General features: G+C 64.0%; 12 protein-coding genes. 7 read left to right on the top strand and 5 right to left on the bottom strand.

Annotated elements, in window-relative coordinates:
* Positions 1-94: 94 nt before the first annotated feature.
* Positions 95-1357: a ricin-type beta-trefoil lectin domain protein gene (locus tag BMY91_RS19280; RefSeq protein WP_090824905.1), complete on the bottom strand. Its 1263-nt coding sequence runs from the start codon at positions 1355-1357 to the stop codon at positions 95-97.
* Positions 1358-1661: 304 nt separating this feature from the next.
* Here BMY91_RS19280 and BMY91_RS19270 point away from each other — a divergent pair, with 304 nt between their 5' ends.
* Genes BMY91_RS19270 through BMY91_RS19260 form a run of 3 tightly spaced genes read left to right on the top strand, consistent with a single transcriptional unit; the run spans position 1662 to position 5332 of the window.
* Positions 1662-3557, top strand: coding sequence for a glycosyltransferase family 2 protein (locus BMY91_RS19270; RefSeq protein ID WP_090824839.1), 1896 nt, complete (start codon positions 1662-1664; stop codon positions 3555-3557).
* Between the two features lie 55 nt (positions 3558-3612).
* Entirely contained in the window at positions 3613-4050 is a 438-nt protein-coding gene (locus tag BMY91_RS19265; RefSeq protein WP_090824837.1) for an STAS domain-containing protein, read from the top strand.
* Between the two features lies 1 nt (position 4051).
* Positions 4052-5332 (top strand): glycoside hydrolase family 26 protein, encoded by a 1281-nt coding sequence (locus tag BMY91_RS19260; RefSeq protein WP_256212835.1) that lies wholly within the window; start codon positions 4052-4054, stop codon positions 5330-5332.
* A gap of 18 nt (positions 5333-5350) precedes the next feature.
* Here BMY91_RS19260 and BMY91_RS19255 read toward each other — a convergent pair whose 3' ends face one another.
* Entirely contained in the window at positions 5351-5980 is a 630-nt protein-coding gene (locus tag BMY91_RS19255) for a membrane protein YczE (RefSeq protein WP_090824901.1), read from the bottom strand.
* A gap of 61 nt (positions 5981-6041) precedes the next feature.
* On the opposite strand from BMY91_RS19255, the gene BMY91_RS19250 reads away from it, so the two are divergent.
* Positions 6042-7496 carry a MocR-like transcription factor YczR gene (locus tag BMY91_RS19250; protein WP_090824836.1) on the top strand — a complete coding sequence of 485 codons (1455 nt, stop codon included), beginning with the start codon at positions 6042-6044 and terminating at the stop codon, positions 7494-7496.
* On the opposite strand, the gene BMY91_RS19245 is transcribed toward BMY91_RS19250, so the two are convergent.
* A complete protein-coding gene (locus tag BMY91_RS19245; protein ID WP_090824834.1) occupies positions 7493-8002 on the bottom strand; it encodes a DUF4188 domain-containing protein in 510 nt (169 codons plus the stop codon). The two genes, BMY91_RS19250 and BMY91_RS19245, sit on opposite strands and share 4 nt — an antisense overlap.
* 88 nt (positions 8003-8090) lie before the next feature.
* Here BMY91_RS19245 and BMY91_RS19240 point away from each other — a divergent pair, with 88 nt between their 5' ends.
* Positions 8091-8678 (top strand): TetR-like C-terminal domain-containing protein, encoded by a 588-nt coding sequence (locus BMY91_RS19240; RefSeq protein ID WP_256212834.1) that lies wholly within the window; start codon positions 8091-8093, stop codon positions 8676-8678.
* Here the strand turns inward: BMY91_RS19240 and BMY91_RS19235 are convergent.
* Both BMY91_RS19235 and BMY91_RS19230 read right to left on the bottom strand, forming a co-directional pair.
* Positions 8675-9367, bottom strand: coding sequence for an SRPBCC family protein (locus BMY91_RS19235; protein WP_090824831.1), 693 nt, complete (start codon positions 9365-9367; stop codon positions 8675-8677). The genes BMY91_RS19240 and BMY91_RS19235 overlap by 4 nt on opposite strands.
* On the bottom strand, positions 9360-10001 hold the full coding sequence (locus BMY91_RS19230; protein ID WP_090824829.1) for an ArsR/SmtB family transcription factor: 642 nt from the start codon (positions 9999-10001) through the stop codon (positions 9360-9362). Before BMY91_RS19230 ends, BMY91_RS19235 begins: the two co-directional genes overlap by 8 nt.
* 150 nt (positions 10002-10151) lie before the next feature.
* Here BMY91_RS19230 and BMY91_RS19225 point away from each other — a divergent pair, with 150 nt between their 5' ends.
* Positions 10152-11081, top strand: a complete 930-nt coding sequence (locus BMY91_RS19225) for an RluA family pseudouridine synthase (RefSeq protein ID WP_090824827.1) — start codon at positions 10152-10154, stop codon at positions 11079-11081.
* A 78-nt stretch (positions 11082-11159) separates the two neighbouring features.
* The gene (locus BMY91_RS19220) at positions 11160-11819 is read left to right on the top strand and encodes a hypothetical protein (protein ID WP_090824899.1); all 660 of its coding nucleotides are present in this window, start codon (positions 11160-11162) and stop codon (positions 11817-11819) included.
* Positions 11820-11831 lie beyond the last annotated feature (12 nt).

Genomic DNA, 11831 nt, shown 5'->3' with positions numbered 1-11831 from the left:
CAAGCCCGGCCTGCCGACTACTCCAGGAAGCTCCCCAGCCGCCCCAGCAATAGTCGGCGGTCCCGCAAAGGTGCGCACCGCCGTCGGACGCTTTTTACGCCATCCGCCACCACTTCTGGTTGGCGGACCCGGCGCAATCCCAAAGCTGCAAGCGGGAACCTGCGGACGCAGACCAATCCGCCACGTCCACACATTTGTTCGCTTGCGGGTTCACCAAATCGCCGGCGGAGTTCAGCACGAACTGTTGCGCGGCATTTCCACTGCACGTGGCGAGTTGAATGCGTGCGCCGTTGGTGGTGGAGCCCCAGGCGACGTCCATGCATTTCCCCAAGGATCGAACAGTTCCGTTGGCGGCAAATGTCCATTGCTCGGAAGCAGCAGCGTCGCAGTCCCACAGCTGAAGTTCGGCACCCTCTGTGGCCTGGCGTCCCGCGATGTCGATGCACTTGCCCGCATAACCCTGGATCCGGGTGCTGGCGGGAGCTGCGGGTTGCGACGGCGGGGCGGCGAGCTGGTACACGCGGACGTAGTCAACCAGCAGGGCTTGCGGGAAAGCTGTTCCCGAGTCCGGCGCTCCTGGCCAGTAGCCGCCCACAGCGAGGTTCAACAGCAGGAAGAAGTTGTGGTCAAAAACCCAGGGCCCGGGAGTGTTGGCCTTGGTTTTCCGCGAGTAGGCGATGCCGTCGATGTACCACGTGATGGACTCCGGTCCCCAGTCCACGGTGAACGTGTGAAAAGTCTCGGCCAACGCCTTTCCCTGCGGCAGCGTGTAGCTGGCGTTCGCCGCGTTGGCACCGGAATACCCCGGGCCGTGAATGCTTCCCCACACGGTTCCGGATTCCTTGCCAATGTTTTCCATGACGTCCAGTTCGCCACTGTTGGGCCAGCCGTCGGTGAAGACGTTGTCGCCCAGCATCCAGAAGGCGGGCCACATTCCTTGTCCTTTGGGCAGCTTGATTCGGGCTTCGAACCGGCCTTGCGTGCGGCTGAACTTTCCCGCCGTCAACAGGCGCGCGGATGTGTACTGGCACGTTCCGTAGTGGCACTGATAACCAGCAGAATTTTCACGGCGGGCGGTGATGGCCATGTTTCCGTGCCCATCCGCGGCGGCGTTGTGCGTGCTGTTGGTGTAGTACTGCAGTTCGCCGTTTCCCCACCCTGACCCGCCCGTGTCGTGAACCCATTTGCTGTTGTCCGGGGCGGTTCCGGCGGGTCCGTTGAACTCATCGCTCCACAGCAGCGCACCGGGGGCCGGCATGCTGGCGGCTGCCAGCGCCGGAGGTTCGGGAGCGATGAGCGTCGCCGTTATGGTCAGGCCAACGATGACCATCGCCAGAGGCATGAGTCTTCGCTTCATGGTTGCCACTCTGACGGCCTTTCCGCCGGGTCCGCAAGGCTTTTTGCAGCGACATCCAAAATGTCACTGGGAGGAAATAATCAACGCGAAAGCACTTATCACGTCCGTAACGCCGACGAAATGCAGGCGGGAGAAAGTGGGATCAGGAAGCCGTAAATTCCGTTCGCAACTGAATTCCTTCCTCTGAGCATCGACGATGCATGCTCCAGGCGCGTCAGCCGTGTCCTCCCAACTTTCGCCCCCAAGGCGTTGGACCGGCTGCCGTGCCTTTGCCTTTTCCCCAGCAGTTACCCGGAGGCTAAACATGGGCATTCATAGGCAGATATTGGTAAGGATCCTTGCGGTCCTGGTGGTTTCTTTTGGCCTGATCTATATCAGTTGGCGCTGGTCAGGCACCGTTGCATGGGATGCCTGGTGGATTTCCCTGCCGTTGGTGGCCGCGGAGACGTACAGCCTGGGCGAGTCAGCACTGTACGCGATCACCATGTGGAACGCACGACGACGTCCACCTCCCCCACCCGCCCTGCCGGGCAGGACCGTGGACGTGTTCATCGCCACCTACAACGAGCCACTGGAGCTCGTCCTCAAGACGGCCCTCGCTGCCCGGGACCTGGAATATCCGCACGAAACCTGGATCCTGGACGACGGCGACCGCAAGGAGTTCGCTGGCGCAGCCCGGCGGATCGGCGTTGGCTACATCACGCGTGGTCCCGAGTGGGACGGCCGGCAGCGGTTCGCCAAGGCAGGCAACGTCAATAACGCCCTGTCCATGACCACCGGTGAGTTCGTGGCCATCCTGGACGCGGACCAAGTCCCGGAGCCCCGCTTCCTGGACCGCGTCCTTGGCTACTTTGATGCAGAGGAAGTGGCCTTCGTCCAGACACCCCAGCACTTCTGGAATGTTCCGGACCGCGATCCCCTGGGCAGCCAGGCCGAATTGTTCTACGGCCCCATCCAGCAGGGCAAGGACGGGTGGGACGCGGCGTTCTTCTGCGGTTCCAATGCCGTCCTGCGCAGGGAGGCCCTCATGGCCTTGGGCCTCACCCGCTACACCCGGACCGCCACGGAGCACACCTGGAGCGCCCTGCGCCGGGGCCGCTCCAGGTTGCAGGACCTGCTTGGCGAACTGGGCCGTCGCCACCCGGCGGCCATGCCGGTGGTGGAACAGGCGCTGGAAGCGATCGCCCGCGCCGAACAACAGCTCCGCCGGGGGGACGTGCTCGCGGAGATCACCTTCGAGCTCCGGGTGTCCTTCCATGCGGCGGCATTGGCAGTGCCCGATGCCATGGATGACGTAGTGCCGGAACTCGATGCCGTGCTGGAATCGGTGGACGTGGCGCATACTGACCAAGCACTGGCCATCCATCCGATGGACACCACCACCATCACCGAGGACATGGCAACGGCCATGCACCTTCATGCCATGGGATGGGGAAGCGTCTACCACCACGAGGTCCTGGTCCACGGACTGGCCCCGGAGGATGTGTCCACAATGTTGTCGCAGCGTCATCGCTGGGCAGCGGGCACCATGCAGGTGTTTTTCAACGACAATCCGTTGTTTCTGCGCGGGCTGACTCTGGCACAGCGCCTGATGTATTTGGGCACCATGACCAGCTATCTGAACGGTTTCGCCGCCCTGAGTTACATTGCGGCGCCGGTGGTGTTCCTGGTAGCCGGGACCTACCCCCTCACTGCCAGCCCTGTGGTGTTCTTCTGCTTGTTCCTGCCGTTCTTCATTTCCTGCCAACTGCTGTTCCAGGTTGCGGGCAACGGGGCCAGGGGTTTGTGGCGCGGCCAGCAATGGTCCTTCGCGCTCTTTCCCACGTGGATCGCCGCAACCTGTTCGGGTGCGGCGGCGGTTTTCCTGGGCAAACACCTGACGTTCTCCGTCACGGCCAAGAGCAAACAGGCAACAGGGCGGGGCTTCCACCACGTCCGGCTGCAAATGGTGGCGATAGCCGTGCTGCTGGCCTCATCGGGAATCGGCATAGCCCGCGCAGCCACTGGCGAAGCTCCCCTCTACCCCACGCTCATCACCCTCGCCTGGGTGGCACTGGACCTTGCCTTGCTGGGCGTGGTCATCGGTGCAGCCCGGTATCAGGGTCCAGGCGAAGAGCAGCTGGATCCCATGCCCACACCCGGGCAACTGGCCAGTGTCCTTGGCCTACCGTCGCGGACAGCACCTCCCCTGAGGGACTGACCCGCCACTAATCACCCAAAACGCCGTTCCAACCCCCAGCCAGGAGCGACCCATCATGTCCACACTTTCCCGTGTTTCACACGCCACTCCCACATCACTGACAGCCTGCGATCTGAGGATCCAGGGCGCCATGGACGCAGCCACCGTTTTAGCCATCCGGCAGGACTCGGCCAAGGCCGCAACTGACGGGCCCATCCTGATCCTCCTGGATATCACTGAGGTGACCTCAGTAGGCGCTTCCGGCGTCGTCGGCCTTCTTGAAGTGCTGCATCTGCTGCGCGCACGCGGAGGAGATTTGCGGCTTTTCGGCAGTTCAGCGGCTTTGGACGATACCCGGCTTCAAGCCCATCTGGGACAAGTGGCCCGCATTTACGGCACCCGCGAGGAAGCCGTCGACGGCGGCACATCACCCGTGCGGGCCCGTCACGCTGCACGCCGGCCCGGCTGGCTCACGATGTTCGCGCGACGGCATCGCACGTTCGGTTGGGGCTGACATGGCCCGGTCAACACTGACGCCGCCGGACCCACCCAAGCTGTGGCCAACACCACCCAGGCCGAACCCAACACCACCCACGTTCACCGGACACCCTGACCGCAAACGAAGGCGCGCCAGCCTGCTGGTTCCGCTGCTGGTCACAGCACTGGTGGCCACGGGCCTGGGCTTCGCGTCCAAGGAAGTGGTCCCCGTTGTGCAGGCATTGTCCCTGTGCAGGGCGGACGATGCCTCGTCGATCATCCCCAAGGACGGCGTGCTCCTGGGCGTCAACCTGGACTGGGACTCGGAGACTTTGGCCCAACACCGCACCAACCTCGGCCATGATCCCGCCGTGGTGGTGCAGTTCTCGGATATTCCTTATGACCAGGAAACGTGGTCCCACACCACCAATGCCGTCACCCAGGTCCGCGCTACGGGTGGAGCGCTGCTCCTGACGCTTGAGCCGCACGGCGGACTGGCCACCATGAGCGATGAAGTCATCGCAAAGTTGGCCACCGACTTACGTGCCATCAACGATCAGGGGACGCCCGTCGTCGTGCGTTTTGCGCATGAGATGAATGGCTCCTGGTACTCGTGGGGCCAGCAACCGATCCGCTACGTGGAGGTTTTCCGCAAAGTGGCGGCGGCTGTGCACAGCCAAGCGCCCGGCACGTCCATGATGTGGGCGCCCAACTACGGCGGCGGTTATCCGTTCACTGGCGGCCAGTACGCGGCCCGTCCGGGCACTCCGGACTTTGCCGCTCTGGACACCGACCACGATGGCGCCCTCACCATGTCCGACGACACCTACTCGCCCTACTATCCCGGGGATGACGCTGTGGACTGGGTGGGAGTTTCCTTGTATCACTGGGGCAACCAGCGCCCTTGGGGTAACAACGACGTTGCCGAGCCAGGCAAGTTCCTGGCCATGCTCACCGGAACGTACAGCGGCACCGCCGGCAACGACAGTTCAGTCCCGGATTTCTACCAGGTGTACGGGGTGGATCACAACAAGCCGGTGGCCATCCCAGAGACCGCGGCCATCTTCACGCCGGCACGCGGCGGAGCCTCCGAGCTGGACGTGAAGAGGACTTGGTGGCGCCAGGTATTCTCCGCCGAAACCCACCAAAAATACCCACAGTTGAAGATGATCAACTGGTTCGAGTGGAAGAAGTACGAGATTGAGATCAACGACGACGTCGACTGGCGGAGCGCTGGATCACCCGCCATCCGCGACGCCCTGACCCAGGACCTGCCGGACTGGTTGCGGTACGGCGAGGATCTGGGGGCGTGCCGCTAGTGCCCCGGGCGCTAAGCCCTACGCGGCGGGCGCGGCCTCCACGGTTTCCGTGGGGGCCGTTGCCTTTGCCCGCTCCGGGACCATGAACTTCGGCAGCAGGACCTGCACGATCGGCCCGATGGCCAGGGCGTACACCACGGTGCCCACGCCCACGGAGCCACCCAGGAGGAAGCCCACAGCCAGGACAACTACTTCGATGCCGGTGCGCACCAGCCGAACGGACCAGCCTGTACGTCGGACCAGGCCGGTCATCAGGCCATCGCGCGCGCCGGGGCCAAGGCGTGCACCGATGTAGCAGGCGGAGGCGATGCCGTTCAGGATCACGGCTCCTGCGAGCATGGCGATCTGTCCGCCGAGGTGGGAGAACTCCGGGATAAGCCAGAGGCCCAGATCGGCGAACAGGCCCACCAGGACGGCGTTGGCGATGGTGCCGATTCCCGGCATTTGCCGCAGCGGGATCCACAGAAGAAGAACCAGGAAGCTGACCGCGATGACCACAACACCAATGCTGAATCCAGTCTTTTGGGACACGCCTTGGTGGAAAACATCCCACGGGTCCAAACCAAGGCCGGCTCGGATGAACATGGCCAAGGAGATGCCATACATCGCGAGGCCGATCAAGAGTTGTGTGATTCTTCGGGTCATCATGAAATACATCATCCAAGGAAACTGGCCTTGTATTCCATAGCCAGTTTGGAATACTGGTCTTATGTCCGGCTCACTGAACCCCACCGCCCTCGTCCGCCTTCTGGGCTCGTGGAACTCCGGCGCCCTGCCCGCCTACCGTGAGCTGGCCGACGTCGTGCGTTTACTGGTGATGGATGGGCGCATCCCCTTGGACGTCGCACTGCCCAGCGAGCGGGCCCTGGCCCAGACGCTGGGACTCAGCCGGACCACAGTCACCGCTGCATACGCCAGCCTGCGCGAGCAAGGTTTCCTCACGGCAGGGCAAGGCAGCCGCGGGAGGACGTGCATCCCGCACCGCAGCGTGCCGGTGAGCGCACCGGGACTGGCCGTGCCGGACGGACTCCTGGACCTGGCGTACGCGTCGCTATCAGCCGCCGGCGAGGTGGTGCATCGAGCATTCGCGGACGCTCTGACTGAGCTCCCTGCCCTCCTGCCCGGGTTTGGATACGACGCCGTCGGCGTCCCCGCCCTCCGCGAAGCGATCGCGGACAAGTACACGGCTGAGGGCGTTCCCACGACGCCCGGCCAGATCCTGGTCACCTCAGGTGCTCAGCACGCGCTCAACATCGTGCTGCGAACGCTCGCCGGGAAGCAGGACCGGGTGCTGGTGGAACACCCCACCTACCCCAACGCCCTGGACGCGATCAGGGCGTCAGGCTGCAAGCCCTTGCCGGTCGCGTTGCCGCCCGGCACGTCGCCGGCCTGGGACATCGACGCCCTGGTGTCCACCATGAACCAGCAACGCCCGGCCATGGCGTACCTTGTTCCCGATTTCCACAACCCAACAGGGCGCATCATGTCGGATCTGCAGCGGCGCCGCTTGGTGCGCGCGGCTGCAGCGTCCGGGACCGTGCTGGTGGTGGACGAGACACTGCGCGGGTTGAACCTCGACGCCGTCCGAACCGCGCCGATGTCCTCCTTCGGTCCTGCCGTGGTGTCCATTGGGTCGCTGAGCAAGTCCCACTGGGCGGGCCTCAGGACCGGGTGGATCCGCGCTGACGAGACCCTGATTGCCCGCTGCGTGGCAACGAGGACCGTCATGGACCTGGGCGGTCCCGTGGTAGAGCAATTGGCTGCGGCGCGCCTGGTACGTTCCTTCGCCGAGCCCCTGGACGCCCGGCTGGAGGAGCTGCGCCACAACAGGGAGGCCCTGCTGGCATTGCTGGCTGAGCACCTGCCGGAGTGGGAGGTGGAGCGCCCGCGGGGTGGGCTGACGGTGTGGTGCCGCCTCCCTTCGCCGTGCAGCACTGCGCTGACTGTTCTGGCACCGGACTTCGGGCTTCGATTGGCCGCGGGTCCGCGATTCGGGGTGGGCGGCGCCTTTGAACACTACATGCGCGTGCCGTACACCTTGCCGCCGGAGCAGTTGGAGTTCGCGGTCCGTGCGCTGCGCGCCGCCCAGGACACGCTGGACGCATCACCCCAGCTGCGCCGAACCCTCAAGGCCGGGAGGCCAACTGCTGCCGCAGTCGCCTAGCGGTCCGTCGCCTGGTGTGCGGCCCGTGCAGCTAAGCCCATGCGCTGCTTCGCCGTGTTGCTGCCGGGTCCGACGGGTACGTGCGAGGTTGCTTTGGCGAGCCCGAAGAGCGGCATGCCGTTGTACACCACTTCAATACCCGCCGCCGGCACCTGGTACGTCTCGTGCCACACCCCCACATCGCCACTGCCCGCGATCTCCTTCATGAACTTCCGCCATGGACCCAGGTGCGGGGAGTCCTTGTCCGCGGCGAAGCGCCTCAGGTGCTCCGGGCTTTCCCAATAGCTGAGCAGCATGGTGGTCCGCCCGAACCATTGCTCGCTGCCGAGCAGGCCTGCCTCGGGGTTTGTGGCGAGGTGCTTCATCATGGTGGGCATCGCCGACGCCACCTTGGCAACGCGGCCCATCTTCCACCATCGGTTTGCGCGCATTCCGATGAGGAAAACGGTGACCGTTTCGCGCCCGACATCCGCAGTGAAGCGGCCGGGGAAGATCTCCTGTGCCATGTGAATCCTTCGGTTGGGAAAACGTCGAGTTCCCGGATCCGGGTTTCGTAACGTTGTTATGAAACAATGTTATGAAACACTTGAGGGTATGGCAAGACCCGTAATTCATGATCAACACGTTCAGGATCGGCTTCTCGCGGTCACCGCTGAGCTGGTGGACCGCGAAGGTCCGGCGCGCGTCACCCTCCGCGACGTGGCCGCTGCCGCAGAGACGTCCACCAGCGCGATCTACTCGCTCTTCGGCGGGAAAGCGCAACTGCTGAGGGCCGCCGTCGACGACGGTTTTCGCTCCTTTGGGGAGTCCCAACGCGAGGCCGCCAAGGACGGACTGTTGGGATTGGGCCAGGCCTACCGCGTCTGGGCCCTGGACCACCCGGCCCTTTACCGCCTGATGTTCGGCGGCGCACTGGCCGCCTACGTTGATTGCAGCCCGACGCCGGAAGTCGCCTCCGAGTCGATGCTCCCCTTGGTGGAGGCGGTGGTCGCCGCACAGTCAGCGGGCGCGCTGCGCAAGGACGAGCCCACACTCGTGGCCATGGCCATCTGGGGGCAGGTCCACGGACTCGTCAGCTTGGAGCTGGCGCAGATGAACGATCCCGCCACCGACTGGGCCTCCATTTATGAGGCCGCCCTGGATTCCGTGGCTCGGGCCTGGGCGGCCTCACCGGGCTCTTAGGCGTATACCTTCTCCAGGAATGCGCCCCAAGCTTTGGCCGTGAGTTCCGAATCGCCGGAGCCGCTGAACTCGTGCACCGTCATGCCCACCGGAGCGCCGAAAGCGTTCCTGCCGAAGAAACGGTACAAGGTGTCAGCAGTCCTGAGCCCCAGGAAGTTCTCGTTGGAAAAGTCCACTTCCCCACTCAGCCGGCCTACGCCGTCGACGTCCACTTCGAACGGTGAACCGGCGGCGGCACCTTCCACGCTCAGCGCCTTTTTCAGCTGCAGGAAACCGTCCGGCGTCTGCGATGACGCGGGTGCCTGGACATCGGTGAAGACCACCGGCTTGCCGTCGAAGTATTGGAGGTACTGGCCGAGGGTGTGCAGGTAGAACTCGGTGTGCTTGCTGGCGCCGTCGTACTGTTCGTCCCAGTTGTCGGCAAAGATGCCACTGTGAACGTAGTGCAGCTTGGCGCGGCCACCCTCAAGCGGCTCAAGGATGTGCTCCAGCTGGTTGAACCATCCGTCGGGGCCGTCCATCCGGGACACCAGGTGACTGGGGTATTCCTCGGTGGTCTTGACGTCGGGCCACTGATCCGTGGGGAACATCCAGGCGGGAGTGTCCTTGGTGACCGCCTGCCACACCCGCTCGGGAGTGCCGGGCAGTTCCGTGTCCGCTACGATTTCGAATTTCCGGTTGTCAGTCATTGCTGTGATCCTTTTCTGCTGATTGCTCCGGGGAGGTTTGGGTTGTTTTAAGTGCCGGGTGAAGTACGACGACGAGCCGGTGCTTACGTGCACCGCCCGCCACGGCGGCAGCACCGCCGTCGTGGTACTTATCCACCAGTTGGGTCACCGCTACGCCGAGCTCTTCCGCGAACGCTGCCCGTTCGGCAGCAGAGCGGAAAGTGATCTCGCCATCGATCGCGAAGCTGGCCAGCTTCTTCTTGGCCACTGCAGCACCGGCGATGAGTTTGCCCATCTCCTGCACAGTCCGGGAGGCCAGGGACAGCAGCCAGAAAGCCGAGAAGCGGTCTGCGAAGCGCCGGGGATCCGGGGCCACGGAGGCCAGAGCGGCAGGCGAAATGAGGTACGACGCCGCCGTGGCACGCAGTACGCGTTCGGTGACATTTCCCTTGCGTCGTTCCTCCACCAGTTCCACCAAACCGTGCCGCTCGAGGGCCTTGAGGTGGTAATTCACTTTCTGGCGCGGCAGTCCAACTTTGGCAGCCAACTGGGTGGCCGAGGCCGGTTCGGCGAGCTCTTGGAGGATGCGTGTCCGGATCGGGTCCAGCGAGGCTTCCGCTGCGGCCGGGTCCTCGATCACTTCGATGTCCAACATGCTTCAAGTATGATTACCGACAACTTTTATTGTCAAGAACTTTTTTATGTTCGGTTAGCCCTCCGTTGTGGGGCCCGCTATGCGCGATTCGGGCGCGTTTAAGGGCGCAGAGCGGGCCCCACAACGCCTGGCCGGTAGAATTGTCCGGTGATGCAATCCCCCCTCCCCGTGCGCGACGGCGTGAACGCCACCCGCCTCCGTCTGCCGGACGAGGGACCATGGACCACCGCAATGGACTACATGATGCACCGTTGGGGACACATAGACCCCCAAGGCATCGAGGACCGGTTCGACGCCGGCGAAATCGTGGGCGAGGGCGGCGTACCCCTGGACCGCAGCACCAAACTGGAGGACCACACCTTCATTTGGTACTACCGCACGCTCCCGCCGGAAACACGGCTGCCAGTGGAAATCACCATCCTGCATCAGGACGAACACATCCTGGTGGTGGACAAGCCGCACTTCCTCCCCACGACGCCCGGCGGCACGTACATCCAGGAATCCGCGCTGGTCCGGCTCCGGAACCTGCTGGACCTCCCGGACCTCATCCCCATGCACCGTCTGGACCGCATGACCGCCGGCCTGCTGCTGCTCTCCACCAACCCCGAGACCCGCGGTAAGTACCAGGTGCTCTTCGAGAAGCGCCAGGTCCAGAAGGAATACGAGTGTGTTTCCGCCGCGACGCCCGCCGCAGGCTTTCCCGCCGTCGAGTTCCCTGCAGTTGTCCGCAACCGCATGACCAAGTCCCGCAGCTACCTGCTCGCCGAAGTCATTCCGGGTGAACCGAACGCTGAAACGCGCATTGAACAGACAAAAACGTTCGACGCCGGAACTCACCAGCGCGCGCTGTACCGGCTGGAGCCGCACACCGGAAAGACGCACCAACTCCGCGTGCACATGGCCTCGCTCGGGCTGGGAATCGTCAACGACGCCTTCTATCCGGATCTGTTGGACAAGGCCCCGGATGACTACAGCAGGCCCCTCCAACTCCTGGCCCGCGGCATCACTTTCATAGATCCCATCAGCAAGCATCCCGTGGAGTACCGGAGCCGGTTGGAGCTCAGCGAAGCCCACGCCTGACACGTTGTGCGGACACCGTTTCTTCCGCAACAAAGCAGGGCTACCATGGGTTTGCTGGGGCAGAACCGGGGAGTTGCGATGAAGCACATCACTGAAATTCCGGGCGACAAGACTGCGTCGGCTTTCGCCTACTCTGCCGCAGCGGTTGGCGTTGCCGGTGTGCTGACCCTCGGAGCCATGTACGCCGTGGAGGTGCCCCGGGGCGGCCCCTTCGTGTTCGGCGCCATCAACGATGCCACGGGTGCGGTGTTCAACGTTCTCGTCATCCCGGTGATACTCCAAGTCCACAAGCGCCTTCCGGAAACACAGTGGACCGGGCCGCTGAAATGGGTGACCGTGGCGGCCTGCGCAGCGGGTGCCACGAGCTCTGCTCTCCTGGTACTCAAGGTGCTGGACTTCGGGCCATCCACGGCAGTTTCCGTGTCCGCCATTGTCATCCAAGGGATTTGGTTCCTCGTGGCGAACAACAAGCTGCTTCACGCTGGGGACTATCCGAGCGGACTCGCGAAGCTTGGCCGGTTCATCGGCGGAGCGCTGCTGATCGGGCTTCCCATTGCCGGCCTTGGATTCCTTATCCCCGGGCCGGAGTGGCTCCGTTACGCAGTAATGGGAGTGGGCTTCCTTGCCGGTGCGTCATCGTGGGCAGCATGGCCGTACTGGTATTTCAGGGCGGGAAAGTTCCTCGGGCACAAGCGGCCGGCTGAGGCGCCAAGCGGCGCTGCACCGGAACCAGCCTGACCTTCCGCGGAG

Source organism: Arthrobacter sp. yr096 (genome assembly GCF_900108925.1).
Taxonomy (GTDB): Bacteria; Actinomycetota; Actinomycetes; order Actinomycetales; family Micrococcaceae; genus Arthrobacter.
Note: the sequence above shows the minus strand (reverse complement) of the source record. Positions and strands in the feature narration are given on the sequence as shown.